We start from the raw sequence: 19,297 nt of genomic DNA on the forward strand, positions 1-19,297 counted from the left end.
AAAACTCCTAAAAGTGGATATAGCTGTTTTTATGCTCTCATCTTAAGTTGGCCGCCGAAGAGAGAGCACTTTCCTTGTGTAAAAAATAATAAAAAGGAATTCATCTTTTACTTTATCACTGAGTTCAGAACTCAATGTATCCACGATCAAGACTAACTTCGCAACGAAAAATATCAATTAGAACTTTACCTGAAAATATAGAAATATGACCTGCTACAAACTTTTACTCACGCAGTGACCTTATTCAAAATTTTAATACAAAAATATTAATTAGATATTTTTCATCATAAATACAACAAGTTAGGAATAATCTGAATTTTATCAAATGGGAGCGTGATCGCATAAGAGTCATAATATTAACGGATTTTTAAGTAATTAGATTTTGATCACTGCATTAATTTCCCTCAATAAAAACGAATAAAACCCATCAATAATTTTCACCAAAAAAAAACCACCTGATGAGGTGGTTACAAATAATTTATACGTACGTTATTTCCTATTGAAATATATTCCCCTATATTTGCTATACATAGCAAATACTAGTGTTCTTTTCTTATTCATCAAAAAACGGTACGTCACGACAAACTATATTAAATCAACAAGATCTTGCTCAGTTTTTATCTCAACCCCCAGTTCTTGCGCCTTGGTCAGTTTAGAACCAGCATTGTCACCGGCAAAGAGAATATCGGTGTTCTTACTCACACTACCTGTTACCTTAGCACCCAAATTTTGTAGTGCTGCTTTGGCATCATTGCGTGACAGTTGAGATAAAGATCCCGTCAATACGACAGTTTTTCCTCGCAAGGGTTGAGGAATATCCTGCTTAGGCTCTTCAACATCAGGCCAAACAATCCCTTGAGCGAGCAAATCTTCAATCACTTGTTGATTTTTCTCTTGGGCAAAGAAAGCAATAACATGACTGGCGACAATATCTCCGATGTCGGACACTTCAACCAACTGCTCATGCGTGGCGGTCTTTATCTTATCAAAAGTCTTAAAATGCTGCGCAAGATTGGCAGCTGTGGCTTCTCCCACCTCGCGAATACCTAGAGAATAGATAAACCGAGCTAGCGTCGTTGATTTAGCTTTGTTCAAAGCGCTAACAACGTTTTGCGCCGATTTTGGCCCCATTCTATCGAGCACAGTGAGAACTCCGGCAGACAGCTTAAATAGGTCAGCGGGTGTTGCAACCATCTCTCTATCGACGAGCTGCTCAATGACTTTCTCACCCAATCCATCAACATCAAGTGCTTTACGCGAGACAAAATGTTTTAACGCTTCTTTTCTTTGCGCCTGGCAAAATAAGCCTCCCGAACATCTTGCTACCGCTTCACCTTCAAGACGTTCTATTTGAGAGTGGCAAACAGGGCATTGAGTTGGAAATACTATTTCTTGTGCATCTTCAGGCCTTCGTTCTTCGATATATGATACGATTTGCGGGATCACGTCACCGGCTCGTCGTACAATCACACTATCTCCAATTTTGACCTTTAGACGGGCAATTTCATCTGCATTATGCAGGGTGGCATTACTGACCGTAACACCACCAACAAACACGGGTTCGAGTTTCGCAACTGGAGTAATGGCCCCTGTACGGCCAACCTGAAACTCAACACCATTGAGCACTGTGATTTCTTCCTGAGCAGGGAATTTATAGGCGATTGCCCAACGAGGTGCTCTAGCCACAAAGCCGAGCTTTTCCTGCAAAGCAATATCATCAACCTTGATTACAACACCATCGATTTCATAGGCCAACTCATCTCTACGTGTTAAAATATCTTGGTAATAAGCTTTAACTTCTCCAAGCGTCGATACTTGGCGAGTCTCTGGACACATTGGGAGTCCCCAGCCTTTTAATTGAACAAAACGCTGATAATGGCTCTGAGATAACGCCCCACCTTCAATAACACCGACACTATAGGCATAAAAACTTAAGGGGCGCGTAGCGGTAATTCGAGAGTCGAGCTGGCGTAAACTTCCAGCCGCGGCATTACGTGGATTAACAAACACTTTGTCCCCTTTACGCAAAGCGTGCTGATTGAGCTGCTGAAAACCGAGTTTAGGCATAAACACCTCGCCTCGAACCTCTATACGTCGCGGCCAACTATCGCCATGTAATGTAAGAGGAATTGATTTAATGGTACGAACATTTTCTGTAATATTTTCCCCAGTTGCCCCATCCCCACGGGTAGCCGCTTGAATCAAAATACCCTCTTCATATAAAAGGCTCACAGCCAAGCCATCCAATTTTGGCTCGCAACAAAAGTGCGCCAATTCTGTAACAGAGAGGCGATCTAACATACGTTTATAAAACGCATCAAGCTCATCATCATCAAAAGCATTATCGAGCGATAGCATAGCTATCTCATGTTTCACAGGTTGAAAACCATCAAGTGGCTTACCACCTACCCGCTGACTGGGTGAATCAAGGCTCATTAACTCAGGGTGCTTGGCCTCTAGCTCAAGTAATTCACGCATTAAACGATCATATTCCGAATCCGGAATCTGGGGATTATCTTCAACGTAGTATTTCACGCCATGGTGATGAAGGATTTCACGCAATTGATTGAGCTTTTCTTGAATATCTTGAGGCATAACTCACTCTGTTTTAAAAAGTTAATAACTAACATAATGCTGAGACGAAGCCATTCATGTCCAGCGGGTTAAATCGACCGATATGCCGGTATTTTTACTGCGATATGGTTAAATACTCAACCACAACTCAAAAAAGAAAGGCTCCGCGATTCGGAGCCTTTAACGAAATATTCTTTTCTTCAGGCACTTTGTAAAGACTTAAATTCCTGAATTTGGGCTCGATATGCATCCAGGCGGCTCGGTGTCATTAAATTCCGTGCATCGTCTAATACGTTGGCTCCAAGGTCATCGGCAATCTGCTGAGCGGTTTTGAGCATCAACTTAAAATTCTGTTCAGGATCGCCATAACAAGGTAGCGTCATAAAAAATGAAATCCCCTTAGTCGTAAACTCGGCAGGATCTGAATGAGCAAGGGTGCCAGGTTGCATCATATTTGCAACACTAAACAATACCTTACCTGTCCCTGACAGATCAGAATGGCGATGAAAAATATCCATTTCACCATACAGCAAACCATTTTGCTGCATGCTGTCAAAGAGCTTAGTGCCCACTAGTGGCTCAGATCCTGAGCAGTGAACGTTGAGCACAATGACTTCGATATCTTGCTGAGGTGAGGCGTCTTGTTCTGCAGATTTCACCTGCGCCTCAACATCAGGCTTAGTTACTGACGTCTGTGCATCAGTTGCAAACGATTCCGCTTCTCCACTGGACATAAAAGGATCGTCAACATCTGCCACTTTTACCTCTGAATTAGAAGAAAAAAGCGGATTGCTCTCTGGCTCTGAATAGCCATCAATCAAGGGATCAGCTTCGATATTGTCTTGAATGAAGTCCGGTTCTTTTCGCACCTTACGAATAATCTCAAAATCATCTTCCGGCGCAACGTTTGTCTCTGGAATAGAGTCTGGATCAATCCCTTTTTCCTTACCCACATCTAATTTGCGAAGTGGCTTGCTACCAAACTTAGTTTTCACTTCTCTTTTGCTTGTCCATAAGCCGTGAAACAATAAAGCGGCAATCGCTATCGCTCCGACGATTATGAGTACAAATCGCAATTCCTGCATGTTCCACTCTCAAATTAATCGATACATTTAGTTCGCAAATGAACTTATCGAACCTTGTTAAACCTTCTCTAAATCTAACTTTACCAAAACTCTCACCTGTTTTAGAACAGCTTAATGTGAGAAGTTCATACAATGTTGTGATTTTGAACACGCTTTTTCTTTGTTAAGATAAAAAGCGTTCAATTTTAAATCACACTCAGTCAAGGCTTATGAATTCAATACAACCTCATCGTTCCGGCTTCGGTTACTTTTTTTACGGCTTAAAACTCGCCGTGACACCGGGGATCCGCCAATACGTCATTCTTCCCTTAATCGCTAACATTCTGCTGGTAGGAGGCGCCCTATTCTATCTTTTTTCTCATCTCGACACTTGGATAGAACAATTGATAGGACAGCTGCCAAGTTTTCTATCTTGGTTAACCTATTTGCTATGGCCACTACTAGTTTTGACCATTCTTGCCACTTTTTCTTATTTTTTTAGTACATTAGCGAACTTTATCGCCGCGCCATTCAATGGACTTTTGGCAGAAAAGGTCGAAGAACACCTCACAGGACAGACAGTCAACGACGACAATATACTGGCTGTGATAAAAGATACACCGAGAATTCTTGCGCGAGAATGGCGTAAACTCGTTTACGTATTACCCAAGGCAATCGGTCTGTTTATTTTACTGTTGATTCCCGGCATTGGCCAAACATTGGGCCCTATTCTGTGGTTTGCTTTTTCCGCTTGGATGCTCGCAATTCAATATTGTGATTACCCATTTGATAACCACAAAATTGCGTTTAATGACATGCGTCGCGACTTGAAACAAAAACAAATCAAGGCTTACAGTTTTGGTGGATTAGTCTCCATCTTTACTACGATTCCAATTTTGAATCTCATCGTTATGCCTGTTGCGGTATGTGGAGCAACCGCTATTTGGGTATCAGAGTTCAAACGATAGTCCTTTACAACATCGCTCATAGCGCATAGCGAGTTAGAAGCCAGCGAAAGGTCGGCCGAGCGTCAATTGCATAATATGACCTGTCGACCTTTACAATCGGCATTAGTTCTATCCAGCATACTACTCAAATTCAATAACATGCTCTTTATCTCATTCTAATAACTTATAACTTTTTAATCCTTCTCTCGGATTTGCCGCTGGCCTACTCTTCTACCCATGCAGGGTTTATGAATGCCCAAACCTCTCGCCAAAGATCTCAACACTAGTTCAGACTCTAGGCGCTCAACAAACGAAGGATCAAGACATGAGCAAAATCTACGAAGATAACTCTCTTACCATAGGGAATACACCTCTGGTCCGACTCAATAAAGTGAGTAAAGGTAAAGTTCTGGCAAAAATAGAAGCTCGAAACCCAAGTTTTAGTGTCAAATGCCGTATTGGTGCCAACATGATTTGGCAAGCGGAAAAAGAAGGCAAGTTAAAGCCTGGGATAGAAATTGTAGAGCCGACAAGCGGCAACACTGGCATTGCATTGGCGTTCGTCGCCGCTGCTCGTGGCTATAAGCTAACACTAACAATGCCTGAGTCTATGAGTCTTGAACGTCGTAAGCTGCTTAAGGCACTCGGTGCCAACCTTGAGCTAACTGAAGCCGCGAAGGGAATGAAAGGTTCAATAGCCAAAGCCGAAGAAATTGTTGCTTCTGCCCCTGAAAAGTATCTGCTGCTCCAGCAATTTAACAACCCAGCAAACCCTCAAATTCACGAGAAAACAACGGGTCCTGAAATCTGGGATGCCACGGATGGACAAGTTGATGTTTTGGTTGCTGGCGTCGGAACAGGAGGAACAATTACCGGAACAAGCCGCTACATCAAAGGCGAAAAGGGCAAAAATATCGTGTCAGTTGCGGTTGAGCCAGCTGAGTCACCGGTCATTGCTCAAGCACTAGCAGGGGAAGAAATTCAGCCTGCACCGCATAAAATTCAGGGTATCGGCGCAGGATTTATCCCTGGCAACCTTGATTTAGGGTTAATTGACCGTGTTGAACCTGTTACATCGGAAGAAGCCATTGACATGGCTAGGCGTCTAATGGAAGAGGAAGGTATTTTGGCTGGAATTTCATCTGGAGCCGCAGTCGTCGCCGCTAATAGAATAGCAGATCTACCTGAATTTCAAGGAAAAACCATAGTAACTATCCTACCAAGTTCAGGTGAACGTTACTTAAGCACAGCCCTATTTGCTGGTATCTTCACAGAGAAAGAGAATCATCAATAATAGGTGATGAAATCAATTTTTCAGCGAAAAAAGCCCCTTTGAGGGGCTTTTTTGTTGATCCCTGACGCACCTTTGGTAATATCGGGACAGTTTTATTTTTAGCTTCAAAATAAAAGAGAAGCCAGAATTAGCATCGGTTATGAAATCCGGCATAGATCGGAGTCATATCTGAAAAATTTGCAATCAGGTCAATTTATGACACTAAATGAATAATGTGTATTTGTCACAACATTCATTTAAAGGTTAAGCTGAGCCTGATTAAGAATCTATCAAAATATAAATCAATTTGGGGTATATGACATGTACGAGAAGCAAGTAGAAATCACTGCGGAAAACGGCCTTCACACTCGTCCGGCTGCACAATTCGTAAAAGAAGCAAAAGGCTTCGATGCGGATATCACTGTGACTTCTAACGGTAAAAGTGCAAGTGCAAAGAGCCTGTTTAAACTACAAACATTAGGTCTCGTTAAAGGAACTCAGGTAACGATCTCCGCTGAGGGGCCTCAAGCTCAAGAAGCCGTCGAGCACCTAGCTGCATTAATGGACCAACTGCACTAATCCGGTCTCGCATTTCTAAAGCCATTTTGTAAAAACGAAATGGCTTTGTTGGAAATAAACTCAAACATAAGCTAAAAATTATCGTTAGCACACCCATTTTCTCCCGTTTTTAAGTTGACCATTTAAGGTAAGGCTATGATTTCAGGCATCCTAGCATCTCCAGGTATTGCTATTGGTAAAGCACTACTCCTTCAAGAAGATGAAATTGTCCTAAACACCAACTCTATTACTGATGCGCAAGTCGAAACTGAGATTGCTCGTTTCTTCGAGGCACGCGATAAATCAACCGCTCAGCTTGAGACTATTAAACAAAAAGCACTGGAAACATTTGGTGAAGAAAAAGAAGCGATCTTTGAAGGTCATATTATGCTTCTTGAAGATGAAGAGTTAGAAGAAGAAATCCTAGCTCTCATCAAAAACGATAAGATGCACGCTGATAACGCAATTCACACCGTCATCGAAGAACAGGCTACCGCTCTTGAGTCTCTCGATGATGAGTATCTAAAAGAGCGCGCAACGGATATTCGCGATATTGGCTCTCGCTTTGTAAAAAACGCTTTAGGCATCAACATCGTTTCCTTAAGCAACATCGACCAAGAGGTCATCCTAGTTGCTTACGATCTTACGCCTTCTGAGACTGCGCAAATTAACTTAGACTATGTTCTAGGTTTTGCTTGTGATATTGGTGGACGTACATCACACACTTCTATCATGGCCCGTTCTCTTGAGCTTCCAGCTATCGTTGGAACCAACGACATTACCAAACGAGTTCAAAATGGCGATACTCTAATCCTTGATGCGATGAACAACAAAATCGTTGTCAACCCGTCACAGAAAGAACTTGAAGAAGCAAAAGCTGTAAAAGCGGCCTTTATTGCTGAAAAAGAAGAGCTTGCCAAACTTAAAGATCTCCATGCCGAAACACTGGATGGTCACCGTGTTGAAGTCTGCGGTAACATAGGCACAGTGAAAGACTGTGACGGTGTTTTACGCAATGGTGGTGAGGGTGTAGGCCTGTATCGTACCGAGTTCCTATTTATGGACCGCGATGCGCTTCCAACAGAGGAAGAGCAGTATCAAGCGTATAGAGAAGTTGCTGAAGCGATGAATGGCGAAGCGGTTATTATTCGCACCATGGACATAGGTGGCGATAAAGATCTGCCTTATATGGACCTGCCACAGGAGATGAATCCTTTCCTAGGCTGGCGCGCTGTACGTATTAGCTTGGATCGCCGTGAGATCCTGCGTGACCAATTACGTGGTATTTTACGTGCCTCAGCACATGGTAAACTGCGCATCATGTTCCCAATGATCATTTCTGTAGAAGAGATACGTGAACTTAAAGCTGCCATTGAAGAGTACAAAGTAGAACTTCGCAGTGAAGGACTCGCTTTCGATGAAAACATTGAAATTGGCGTTATGGTTGAGACACCAGCGGCTGCCGCTATTGCCCATCATTTAGCCAAAGAAGTGGCATTCTTCTCTATCGGTACTAATGATTTGACCCAGTACACATTGGCTGTGGATCGTGGTAATGAGATGATCTCCCACTTGTATAATCCATTATCTCCAGCAGTACTCACTGTGATCAAGCAAGTTATTGATGCTTCTCATGCTGAAGGAAAATGGACGGGAATGTGTGGTGAACTTGCAGGAGATGAACGTGCAACACTGCTTCTACTTGGCATGGGACTCGATGAATTCTCAATGAGTGGTATCTCAATTCCTAAAGTAAAGAAAGTGATACGCAATTCGAACTTCAGCGAAGTACAGAAGATGGCCGAAGAAGCGTTATCTCTACCAACTGCCGCTGAAATTGAAGCAGCAGTAGAAAAATTTATTGCAGATAAGTCTTAATAATTAACTAATACCAATAGGATAGTCGACTAAAAATAGTCGTCTATCTGCTAAGATTGGTATACTATAATTCGACAGAATTAAACAAAAACGTTAGGAGCATGACACAATGGGTCTGTTTGACAAACTTAAGAAGCTAGTATCTGACGACAGCGCTGACGCAGATGCAATTGAAATCATTGCGCCTCTATCTGGTGAAATTGTAAACATTGAAGATGTACCAGATGTTGTTTTCGCTGAAAAAATTGTTGGTGATGGCATTGCTATCAAACCAGCTGGCACAAAAATGGTAGCTCCTGTTAACGGTACTATTGGTAAAATTTTCGAAACTAACCACGCTTTTTCAATTGAATCTGATGAAGGCGTAGAGCTGTTTGTTCACTTTGGTATCGACACCGTTGAACTAAAAGGTGAAGGCTTTAAGCGTATCGCAGAAGAAGGCCAAACAGTAAAAGCTGGTGACACCATTATTGAGTTTGATCTCGCTCTTTTAGAAGAAAAAGCTAAGTCAACTTTAACGCCTGTTGTTATCTCAAATATGGATGAGATTAAAGAGCTGAACAAACTGTCTGGTACCGTTTCTGTAGGTGAAACACCTGTATTACGCGTAACAAAGTAACTAAGCTCATTTGGTGACAAAAAACGCAGCGCTTGTGCTGCGTTTTTTATAAGCTCTCATTTGAGTCCTAATGCATAGCGCAAAACCTGCGTTTTAATTGGTCCAGCATTGTCAGCCATTTTTAATGCCGCATTTCGAATGAGTTTAAGCCCAGTTAAGTCATTACTAAACACTTTGTAAAAAATGTCCATTCCAGACTGCATCACTAAATTATCTAGGCGACGCTTTCTTTCATAACGCTCTAGAAGTTGCTGAGAAATATCAGTTTCTCCTGATGTCACATCAAGCAAAGCTTCAACATCTTTAAAACCTATGTTTACCCCTTGTCCCGCGAGTGGATTGATCGTATGAGCAGCATCACCAACCAATACACACGCGGGCGCCGAGTATGTTTGTGCATGCCTTCTAGTTAAGGGAAATGAACCAAATTGTAGAACGTTAACATCCCCCAGCTCGTCTGGAAAATGTGTGATAATCTCTTGGCGCAATTGTTCATTGGTCATCGAACATAACTGCCCTATACGTTTGGGAGAGTCATACCACACTAACGAACCTTGATGTCCACATAAAGGTAAGAAAGAACGAGGGCCTGATGGCGTAAATTGTTGCCAAGTAATGTCCTGCTGAGGTAGCGCTGTTTCAACATTAATCAACATGCAATGCTGGCGATAGTCCCAAGCGGTGATGCCAATCCCCGCCAATGCTCGAACCATAGAATTAGCACCATCCGCGCCAACCACCAAATCAGCAATCAATGTTTTTCCAGATGCCAAAGTCACAGTACAAGGTCGTTGACGATCCAGAGTAACTAACGTATCAGGACAGTGGAGCGTGATATTAGGGTAATGGTCGAACTGCTCCCACAACGCAAGCTGAACAATACGGTTTTCCACTATATAACCAAGCTGATCCATGCCAAGAGACTCGGCATGAAATCGAGTACGACAATGAGGATTTTCCCACGTTTCGAGACGACGATAAGGGCATACTCTCTTCTCTGAAATACTTTTCCATGCCCCGAGTCGGTCTAAGATTGACACCGAGTGATGTGAAATAGCCGATACCCTAATATCCATGGGTTGATTGGGTACAAATTGGCTCGGCGCCCCCCCCTCAACAACTACCACACTTCTTCCTTGTTTGGCAAAGCCGACGGCTACAGCCGCACCAACCATTCCACCACCAATAACGGCAACATCAAACTTGGTCATATTTCGTACTTTTGTCGTTAATTATATTGCTGTTTTTTATTGTACTTTTTCATCGCCAAAATGTAACCCAAAACCTCACCTATGATATGGTCAAATCCCTTGAAAAATATGGTCATCAAAGGATTTTAATCAAGCCTCTGGTCAGTAGGTTGCGAAAACAGTACAATACGCCGCTTAACGCCATAGAACAGGCTAAAATATAGCCAAATAGACACAGTGGCGACACTTTCCACACTGGGCGATTTGCTCCCTTAATTTAAACTAACGATCGAGCGAACAACATGAGTAAAAAACTGCTAATCAAAACCTGGGGCTGCCAGATGAATGAATACGATTCATCCAAAATGGCCGATCTGCTGAATGCAACAAACGGCTATGAGCTAACAGAAGAACCAGAAGAAGCAGATGTATTACTCCTAAATACCTGCTCCATCCGTGAGAAAGCACAAGAGAAGGTATTTCACCAACTAGGCCGATGGAAGACTCTCAAAGATAAAAAACAAGGTGTTGTTATTGGTGTAGGTGGATGTGTCGCAACACAAGAAGGCGATCATATCCGCGAGCGTGCCCCTTTTGTTGACGTTATCTTTGGTCCTCAAACCTTGCATCGTCTCCCTGAAATGATCAAGCAATCTCAGACTGATGATGCTCCGGTTATGGATATTTCTTTCCCTGAAATTGAAAAATTTGATCGCTTGCCGGAGCCTCGTGCAGAAGGCGCAACCGCATTTGTTTCAATTATGGAAGGATGCTCTAAGTACTGCACTTACTGTGTCGTACCTTATACTCGAGGCGAAGAAGTTAGCCGTCCTCTGGATGATGTCTTATTTGAAATTGCCCAACTGGCAGATCAAGGGGTAAGAGAAGTTAATCTGCTCGGCCAAAATGTCAACGCGTATCGTGGATTAACACACGAAGGTGATATCTGCTCTTTCGCCCAGCTGCTGCGCCTTGTGGCTTCTATTGATGGTATTGACCGTATTCGCTTTACAACCAGCCACCCTCTTGAGTTTACTGACGATATCATCGAGGTCTATGAGGATACCCCTGAGCTTGTTAGCTTTTTGCATCTTCCGGTGCAAAGTGGCAGCGATCGCATCTTAACTATGATGAAGCGCCCACATACCGCTATCGAGTACAAGTCCATTATTCGTAAGCTGCGTAAAGCTCGCCCTGACATTCAAATAAGCTCAGATTTTATCGTTGGTTTCCCCGGTGAATCAGATATGGACCACCAAGCAACAATGCAACTGATTAAAGATGTCGACTTTGATATGAGCTTTAGTTTTATTTTCTCGCCAAGGCCTGGTACACCAGCAGCCGACTACCCGTGCGATTTGTCGGAGCAAACGAAAAAAGATCGCCTTTACGAATTGCAACAAACCATTAATGCACAAGCGATGCGTTATTCTCGTCTGATGCTTGGCACTGAGCAACGGGTTCTGGTTGAAGGTCCATCTAAAAAGAATCTAATGGAGCTTCGCGCACGTACAGAGAATAATCGTGTCGTTAACTTTGAAGGCAATGCTGAATTAATCGGTCAATTCGTTGATGTAAAAATCACAGATGTGTTTGCCAATTCACTACGCGGAGAAATTGTCCGTACAGAAAAAGATATGGACCTTAGAACCGTTATTTCTCCAACGCAAATGATGGCAAAAACAAAGCGCGAAGACGAACTCGGAGTAGCAACCTTTACTCCTTAAGCTTGAAAATACTCGTCTAAGTGACCATCTTAGATAGAGGTGTATAAAGCCATTAGAGTCCGGTCACAATCGGGCTCTAAAAATGGCAAACAATGTGAGGCAACTTTGAGCAATAAAATTGTAACTCTAGAAATTAATCTGGAACCTTCTGACAACCGCCGTCTGGCAAGCCTTTGCGGTCCTTTCGATGACAATATCAAACATTTAGAGCGCCGCTTAGGTGTCGAAATAAGCTACCGAGGCAATTTTTTCACCATAGTAGGTAAACCTCATACTTCCGCTGCAGCCCTCGAACTGATTAAAACCCTTTACGTCGCGACGGCTCCTGTTCGAGGCAATATTCCTGATATAGAACCTGAGCAAATCCACCTCGCCATCAAAGAAGCCGGAGTGCTAGAGCAAGACCATGGTTCAAATCTCGAACACGGTAAAGAGGTCTTTATTAAAACCAAAAAAGGCGTCATTAAACCTCGGACTCCAAACCAAGCTCAGTACTTAATGAATATGGTCACCCACGATATTTCTTTTGGTATTGGTCCTGCGGGAACCGGTAAAACGTATCTTGCCGTCGCAGCAGCAGTTGACGCACTAGAGCGTCAAGAGATTCGTCGAATTCTGTTAACACGCCCTGCCGTTGAGGCTGGAGAAAAACTTGGCTTTTTGCCCGGTGATTTAAGCCAAAAAGTTGATCCATACCTCCGTCCTCTGTATGACGCTTTGTTTGAAATGCTTGGCTTCGAAAAGGTCGAAAAGCTGATTGAACGTAATGTAATAGAAGTGGCTCCTCTGGCATACATGCGTGGAAGAACACTCAACGATGCGTTTATTATTTTGGATGAAAGCCAAAATACAACCGTCGAACAAATGAAAATGTTTTTGACTCGTATTGGCTTTAACTCTAGAGCGGTCATTACAGGTGATGTGACACAAATCGACCTACCTCGCGGAGCCAAGTCTGGACTGCGTCATGCGATTGAAGTACTCAATGAAGTTGATGAAATCAGCTTTAATTTTTTCCAGTCAGATGACGTTGTTCGTCATCCAGTTGTCGCACGCATTGTTAATGCCTATGAGAAGTGGGAAGCGCAAGATCAGAAAGAGCGCAAGGAATATGAAAAGCGCAAGCGTGAAGAGAGAGAAGCGAAAGCTCAAGAAACAGGCGCTCCTCAAGAAACCTCAGCACCAGAGACAAAACTATCATGAGCATAGAACTTGATCTTCAATTAGCAGTCAAAGAAGAAGCAGGTCTACCGAGCTTTGAAGAACTCCATTTCTGGCTCACGTCAACTATTGAAAAATTTCAACCTCAAGCTGAAGTCACGGTGAGAATAGTTGATGAGAACGAAAGCCATCAACTTAACCATGAATATCGCGGCAAAGACAAACCAACTAATGTCCTGTCTTTTCCGTTTGAAGTTCCAATGGGGATTGAGATGGATCTGCTTGGCGATCTTGTTATTTGCAAACAGGTTGTCGAGCAAGAAGCCAAAGAGCAATCCAAGCCCTTAGCCGCACACTGGGCTCATATGGTTGTACATGGAAGCCTGCATCTGCTAGGTTATGATCATATCGAGGATAACGAAGCTGAAGAAATGGAATCCCTCGAAACAGAAATTATGCAATCTATGGGTTTTGATGACCCGTATATAGCTGAAAAAGAGTAGTAGAGAAAAGGGAGCGAAACTCGATTTAAATCCGCAACCTTTTATTGGAATAACACTCTACTAATGTGTGCTATCACACATCTGATAGCGTTACTTAAATGAGAAAAAATGAACGAAGACAATTCGCCCTCATCACCAGAAGGTAAGAAAGAAAAATCTGAAGGTCCGAGTAGAAAGTCCTTCTTTGGACGTCTAGGTCAACTGTTTCAAGGCGATCCTAAAGACCGCCAAGAGTTAGTAGAAGTCTTTCGAGACTCAGAAGAAAATGACCTGATAGACCACGATACCAGAGACATGCTCGAAGGCGTTATGGAAATAGCCGAGATGCGTGTACGAGACATAATGATCCCTCGCTCACAAATGGTAACGGTTGAACGCAGTGACGACCTTGATGCACTGGTTCACTTGATTACCGATGCACAGCACTCCAGATACCCAGTTATTAGTGACGACAAAGATCACGTTGAAGGTATTCTTCTAGCGAAGGACTTACTCAAATATTTAGGCTCAGACAGTGCTCCTTTTGATATTGAGCAAGTGATCCGTCCTGCCGTTGTCGTACCGGAAAGTAAACGTGTTGACCGCCTATTAAAAGAGTTCCGTGAGGAACGATACCACATGTCCATTGTCGTAGATGAGTTCGGTGGTGTTTCTGGTCTTGTCACCATTGAAGATATTCTTGAAGAAATTGTTGGCGATATCGAAGACGAGTTTGACGATGAAGAAGCACTTGATATTCGCAAGCTCAGTAAGCATACCTATGCTGTCAAAGCCCTGACAACCATTGAAGAGTTCAATGAAACCTTCAGTACTTCATTTAGTGATGAAGAAGTGGATACGGTTGGCGGCATGGTCATGACCGCTTTTGGACACTTACCATCACGTGGTGAAGTCGTTGAAATTGACAAATACAGCTTCAAAGTGACCTCGGCAGACAACCGCCGCGTTTTACAATTGCAAGTCACCATACCCGATGCAGAGCCTCTTCCAGAACCAGCTGAAGAGTAACAAAAATTTTATTAGATAGTAGTACGATGATTAAAAAACTTTTTCATCGCCTAAAACGGCCGCTAGCGGCCGTTTTTGTTGGCGCTCTTACCACATTTGCTTTTGCTCCCTACCAGTTTTGGCCGGTCGCGATACTCAGCCCTGCACTATTACTTATTTTAATTCACAACCAATCTAACCGGACGGCTCTTTGGACCGGATATGCATGGGGGCTGGGCCAGTTTGCCACTGGCATAAGTTGGGTACATATTAGTATTGATAATTTCGGTGGCATGCCAAAAATTGCCAGCCTTTTTCTGATGTCGCTGCTTATAGGCTACCTTGCTATCTACTCAGGACTATTCACTTGGCTATTAAACCGCTACTTTCGCCAAAGTAATCGAATTCGCTTTCTGATAGCAGCGCCTGCACTTTGGCTATGTTGTGACTGGCTAAGAGGCTGGGTGATGACCGGATTCCCATGGTTATGGCTTGGTTATAGCCAGATCGACAGTCCACTCAGTAACTTCGCACCAATAGGCGGCGTGGAATTTATCACATTGCTACTACTGATTTCAGCAGGCTCTATCAGCTACGCTGTACTGCAAAAACAGTGGCTGCATATACTGATCCCAGTCACCATTTTATTTACAGGATTTGGTTTACAATCGGCCCACTGGGTTCAACCGAACCCTGAGAAAGTGACTAAACTTGCGTTGATTCAAGGCAATGTCGATCAAGCTAAGAAATGGCTACCGAAGCAACGTTGGCCAACCATAATGAAATACACCGACCTCACACGAGAAAATTGGGACGCCGATATTATTATCTGGCCAGAGGCGGCTATTCCAGCATTTGAAGTTGAAATTCCATCTTACTTAAGCAACCTCGATTCTGCGGGTAAGATGAACGAGAGTGCCATTGTTACAGGTGTCCTCAACCAAGATGAAAAGGGGCAATTTTTTAATAGCATTCTCAGCTTAGGTAAAACCAAGTATGGTGATTATAGTCTGGACATGAGCAAACGATATCACAAACATCACCTACTGCCGTTTGGTGAGTTCGTGCCATTTGAAGATATCTTAAGACCCCTCGCTCCAATATTTAATCTCCCCATGTCATCTTTTAGTCGTGGTGACTTTATTCAACCCAACATAGTAGCCAACGGTCGGTATATGGCACCTGCCCTTTGCTATGAAATTATATTTAATGAGCAAGTTCGCCAGAATGTCACTAAAGATACGGATTTTATTCTAACGCTGTCTAATGACGCATGGTTTGGCAATTCGATTGGCCCACTTCAGCATATGGAGATTGCCCGTATGCGTGCCCTAGAGCTTGGTAAACCCTTGATCCGATCGACAAATAATGGCGTCACCGCAGTGACTGATTATCGAGGCAAAGTTGTTGCTCAAATTCCTCAGTTTGAAACTCGTGTTCTACGTGCTCAGATCACTTCGACAAGTGGGCAAACCCCCTTCCACAAACTGGGGACATGGCCGCTCTATCTTTGGGTATTGCTGAGTCTCGTTGTTGGATGGAGATTCAAAGCCTCAATACAGGGCCAGGACATCACCTAGCCCTTAGAGAAGAAAATCCACTATGGCTTTAGCGCCTGACGACTAAAGCCCTTACATCCACATTGAATGCAAGGAATGATAACGGTTGGATGGTTATATTGCGTTTTGTGCCCACATTCATCGCAAATTAACACTCCCAAGCCGATGACCTCACCCACCTGATACAATCCTTGATGTTCAAGATCATCAAACAATTCCACCCATTCAACTTTGGTTCTATCTGTTATCTCTAGCAACCCCTGCCAGATTGAATCCGCAATCATCAAGTAAAAAGGCCCCCCTTTTGATTCTTCAAAACTTTGAGCAAACTCTTTTAAATCGGATTTGACATACGCAGAGACCAAAGCCAATTCATCTTTCGTTAAATCATTTGCGGCTTCAACTAACTTTTCTGAGGTTTCTAAAACACGATTGATTTCCTCAGGACTGTGCTTAAGAACATCGACCACATCCTCAAACATTTCCTCGTAACCTGATTTGCTTTTAGACATAGTGGCCTCCTTAGAACAATTGAACAAAGTAAGCTATTGTTGTGCACCTCGCCTTTAGGTATTCTATGACGATCTAACTAAGTCTGTTCTAACTGAACTCACAATTTCCAAGATAACCGGATATCATCGATGCAAGAGCAATACAACCCACAAGACATTGAACAAAAAGTTCAGAAGCACTGGGATGACAACAAAACCTTTGTTGTCAGTGAAAACCCAAACAAAGAAAAATTCTACTGTCTGTCTATGTTCCCATACCCAAGTGGCCGACTGCACATGGGCCACGTACGGAACTACACCATCGGTGATGTCGTCTCTCGCTTCCAACGACTGCAAGGCAAAAATGTCATGCAGCCTATTGGTTGGGATGCCTTCGGTCTTCCTGCAGAAAACGCAGCAGTCAAAAATAACACCGCCCCTGCACCTTGGACTTATGAAAACATTGAGTACATGAAAAACCAGCTGAAGCTATTAGGCTTTGGCTATGACTGGAGCCGTGAGTTTGCTACTTGTACGCCTGAGTATTATCGTTGGGAGCAAGAATTTTTTACCAAACTGTATAGCAAAGGCTTAGTTTATAAAAAAACCTCTTCGGTAAACTGGTGTCCAAACGATCAAACTGTTTTGGCTAACGAGCAAGTTGAAGATGGCTGCTGCTGGCGCTGCGACACCCCTGTGGAACAAAAAGAAATCCCTCAGTGGTTTATTAAGATCACTGAATATGCACAAGAGCTTCTTGATGATCTCGACAACCTAGACGGCTGGCCAGAAATGGTTAAAACCATGCAGCGTAACTGGATTGGTCGTTCTGAAGGTGTGGAACTCAAGTTTGAAGTCCAAGGTCAACAAGATTTGGAAGTCTACACCACGCGTCCCGACACCCTAATGGGAGTGACGTATGTTGGTATTGCAGCTGGGCATCCTTTGGCCACTATTGCCGCGCAAAACAACCCTGAAATAGCGGCTTTCATTGACGAGTGCAAAAACAACAAGGTTGCAGAAGCAGAACTGGCGACAATGGAGAAAAAAGGCATGGCCACTGGTCTGACTGCTATTCATCCATTAAATGGTCGAGAAGTCCCCATTTACATCGCTAATTTCGTTTTGATGGACTACGGTACTGGCGCAGTGATGGCCGTTCCAGCCCACGACCAACGTGACTATGAATTTGCAACTAAGTACGGCCTAGACATAGTACCGGTTATTAAACCAGCCGATGGTAGCGAGCTTGATATCTCTGAAAACGCTTATACTGAAAAAGGAGTGTTGTTTGATTCAGGTGAGTTTAACGGACTTGAATTCCAAGCTGCATTCAACGCGATTGCGGCAAAATTGGAGCAACAAGGCAAAGGCCATAAGACGGTCAACTTCCGTCTGCGCGACTGGGGGGTATCTCGCCAGCGCTACTGGGGTGCGCCAATTCCTATGGTAACGACCGAGGACGGTCAAGTGCATCCTGTTCCGGCTGAGCAACTACCAGTAATTCTTCCAGAAGATGTGGTTATGGATGGTGTCACAAGTCCAATCAAAGCAGATAAAGAGTGGGCAAAAACGACATTCAGTGGTGAACCCGCTCTGCGAGAAACAGATACCTTTGATACTTTCATGGAATCTTCTTGGTATTACGCTCGTTACTGCTCACCACAAGCCGATGATATTCTCGATCCTGAAAAAGCCAACTACTGGCTACCTGTCGATCAATATATAGGTGGTATTGAGCACGCTTGTATGCATCTCCTGTATTCTCGTTTTTTCCACAAACTACTGAGAGATGCAGGTTACGTAACATCTGATGAACCATTCAAACAATTACTTTGCCAAGGAATGGTACTCGCTGATGCGTTCTATTTTGAGAACGACAAAGGTGGTAAAGAATGGGTTGCGCCAACCGATGTAACCGTAGAGCGTGATGGCAAAGGTCGTATTATTTGCGCTCAAGACAATCAAGGTCGTGATGTGACTCACTCGGGCATGATTAAGATGTCCAAGTCAAAGAATAATGGTATCGATCCACAAGAAATGGTCGATAAGTACGGCGCAGATACGGTACGTCTATTCATGATGTTCGCTTCTCCGTCAGATATGACACTTGAATGGCAAGAGTCAGGTGTGGAAGGTGCAAATCGTTTTCTAAAACGCATTTGGAAATTGGTTAATGAGCATTCATCAAAGGGCGCAGCTGGTGCTGTTGAGGTTTCCGCTCTATCTGGTGCTCAAAAATCATTGCGTCGCGATGTTCACAAAACGATCGCAAAAGTAACCGACGATATTGCTCGCCGCCAAACCTTCAATACTGCAATCGCCGCTATCATGGAGCTGATGAATAAACTCGCTAAAGCACCTCAAGAATCTGCACAAGATAGTGCTATTCTTGATGAAGCTTTAAAAGCCGTGGTGGTTATGCTTTATCCTATCACTCCCCATATTTCCTTCGAGCTATGGGAAGCTCTAGGTGAGTCAGACATCGACAATGCAGTGTGGCCAAAGCACGATGATAAGGCGTTAGTTGAAGACGAAAAGCTGATTATCGTTCAAGTCAACGGTAAGCTGCGCGCAAAACTCACTGTGCCCGCAGACATTGCTAAAGAGGAAATTGAAAAGCTTGCGCTAACTGACGAAAATGTAACTAAATTCACGCAAGATAGCACTATACGTAAAGTGATTTACGTACCTGGAAAACTATTGAACATAGTAGCAAACTAAATTAAACACCTAGCTAAAGCAAGGTGTGTATCTCCCACCTTG

Annotated in this window: 15 protein-coding genes; 11 read left to right on the top strand and 4 right to left on the bottom strand. The window is 43.3% G+C overall.

Going from position 1 to position 19,297, the window contains the following annotated elements; genetic code table 11:
- Positions 1-585: 585 nt before the first annotated feature.
- The gene (ligA, locus tag QQK21_RS02865) at positions 586-2,595 is read right to left on the bottom strand and encodes an NAD-dependent DNA ligase LigA (RefSeq protein ID WP_284190687.1); all 2,010 of its coding nucleotides are present in this window, start codon (positions 2,593-2,595) and stop codon (positions 586-588) included.
- Positions 2,596-2,774: 179 nt separating this feature from the next.
- A complete protein-coding gene (gene zipA / locus QQK21_RS02870) occupies positions 2,775-3,659 on the bottom strand; it encodes a cell division protein ZipA (protein WP_284190688.1) in 885 nt (294 codons plus the stop codon).
- Between the two features lie 209 nt (positions 3,660-3,868).
- On the opposite strand from zipA, the gene cysZ reads away from it, so the two are divergent.
- From cysZ to crr, 5 genes are all read left to right on the top strand, one after another.
- A complete protein-coding gene (gene cysZ, locus QQK21_RS02875; protein ID WP_284190689.1) occupies positions 3,869-4,606 on the top strand; it encodes a sulfate transporter CysZ in 738 nt (245 codons plus the stop codon).
- Positions 4,607-4,910: 304 nt separating this feature from the next.
- On the top strand, positions 4,911-5,879 hold the full coding sequence (gene cysK / locus QQK21_RS02880; RefSeq protein ID WP_284190690.1) for a cysteine synthase A: 969 nt from the start codon (positions 4,911-4,913) through the stop codon (positions 5,877-5,879).
- Between the two features lie 300 nt (positions 5,880-6,179).
- Entirely contained in the window at positions 6,180-6,437 is a 258-nt protein-coding gene (locus QQK21_RS02885; protein ID WP_284190691.1) for an HPr family phosphocarrier protein, read from the top strand.
- Between the two features lie 135 nt (positions 6,438-6,572).
- Positions 6,573-8,294, top strand: coding sequence for a phosphoenolpyruvate-protein phosphotransferase PtsI (gene ptsI / locus QQK21_RS02890; protein WP_284190692.1), 1,722 nt, complete (start codon positions 6,573-6,575; stop codon positions 8,292-8,294).
- A 109-nt stretch (positions 8,295-8,403) separates the two neighbouring features.
- Complete coding sequence (crr, locus tag QQK21_RS02895) at positions 8,404-8,913, top strand: PTS glucose transporter subunit IIA (protein WP_125320444.1); 510 nt, start codon at positions 8,404-8,406, stop codon at positions 8,911-8,913.
- A gap of 56 nt (positions 8,914-8,969) precedes the next feature.
- Here the strand turns inward: crr and QQK21_RS02900 are convergent, their stop codons facing one another.
- Positions 8,970-10,124 (bottom strand): 2-octaprenyl-3-methyl-6-methoxy-1,4-benzoquinol hydroxylase, encoded by a 1,155-nt coding sequence (locus QQK21_RS02900; protein WP_284190693.1) that lies wholly within the window; start codon positions 10,122-10,124, stop codon positions 8,970-8,972.
- A 281-nt stretch (positions 10,125-10,405) separates the two neighbouring features.
- Between QQK21_RS02900 and miaB the strand changes: the two genes are divergently transcribed.
- From miaB to lnt, 5 genes are all read left to right on the top strand, one after another.
- Positions 10,406-11,830, top strand: coding sequence for a tRNA (N6-isopentenyl adenosine(37)-C2)-methylthiotransferase MiaB (gene miaB, locus QQK21_RS02905; protein ID WP_284190694.1), 1,425 nt, complete (start codon positions 10,406-10,408; stop codon positions 11,828-11,830).
- A gap of 105 nt (positions 11,831-11,935) precedes the next feature.
- Positions 11,936-13,033, top strand: a complete 1,098-nt coding sequence (locus QQK21_RS02910) for a PhoH family protein (protein WP_284190695.1) — start codon at positions 11,936-11,938, stop codon at positions 13,031-13,033.
- Positions 13,030-13,494 (top strand): rRNA maturation RNase YbeY, encoded by a 465-nt coding sequence (gene ybeY / locus QQK21_RS02915; protein ID WP_284190696.1) that lies wholly within the window; start codon positions 13,030-13,032, stop codon positions 13,492-13,494. The genes QQK21_RS02910 and ybeY overlap by 4 nt, the downstream gene beginning before the upstream one ends.
- A gap of 108 nt (positions 13,495-13,602) precedes the next feature.
- A complete protein-coding gene (corC, locus tag QQK21_RS02920) occupies positions 13,603-14,502 on the top strand; it encodes a CNNM family magnesium/cobalt transport protein CorC (protein ID WP_284190697.1) in 900 nt (299 codons plus the stop codon).
- A 26-nt stretch (positions 14,503-14,528) separates the two neighbouring features.
- Positions 14,529-16,061 (top strand): apolipoprotein N-acyltransferase, encoded by a 1,533-nt coding sequence (gene lnt / locus QQK21_RS02925; protein WP_284190698.1) that lies wholly within the window; start codon positions 14,529-14,531, stop codon positions 16,059-16,061.
- Between the two features lie 20 nt (positions 16,062-16,081).
- Here lnt and QQK21_RS02930 read toward each other — a convergent pair whose 3' ends face one another.
- Positions 16,082-16,552 carry a zinc ribbon-containing protein gene (locus tag QQK21_RS02930; protein WP_284190699.1) on the bottom strand — a complete coding sequence of 157 codons (471 nt, stop codon included), beginning with the start codon at positions 16,550-16,552 and terminating at the stop codon, positions 16,082-16,084.
- A 129-nt stretch (positions 16,553-16,681) separates the two neighbouring features.
- On the opposite strand from QQK21_RS02930, the gene leuS reads away from it, so the two are divergent.
- On the top strand, positions 16,682-19,255 hold the full coding sequence (leuS, locus tag QQK21_RS02935) for a leucine--tRNA ligase (protein WP_284190700.1): 2,574 nt from the start codon (positions 16,682-16,684) through the stop codon (positions 19,253-19,255).
- Positions 19,256-19,297 lie beyond the last annotated feature (42 nt).

Source organism: Vibrio zhanjiangensis (assembly GCF_030161235.1).
Lineage (GTDB): Bacteria > Pseudomonadota > Gammaproteobacteria > Enterobacterales > Vibrionaceae > Vibrio > Vibrio zhanjiangensis.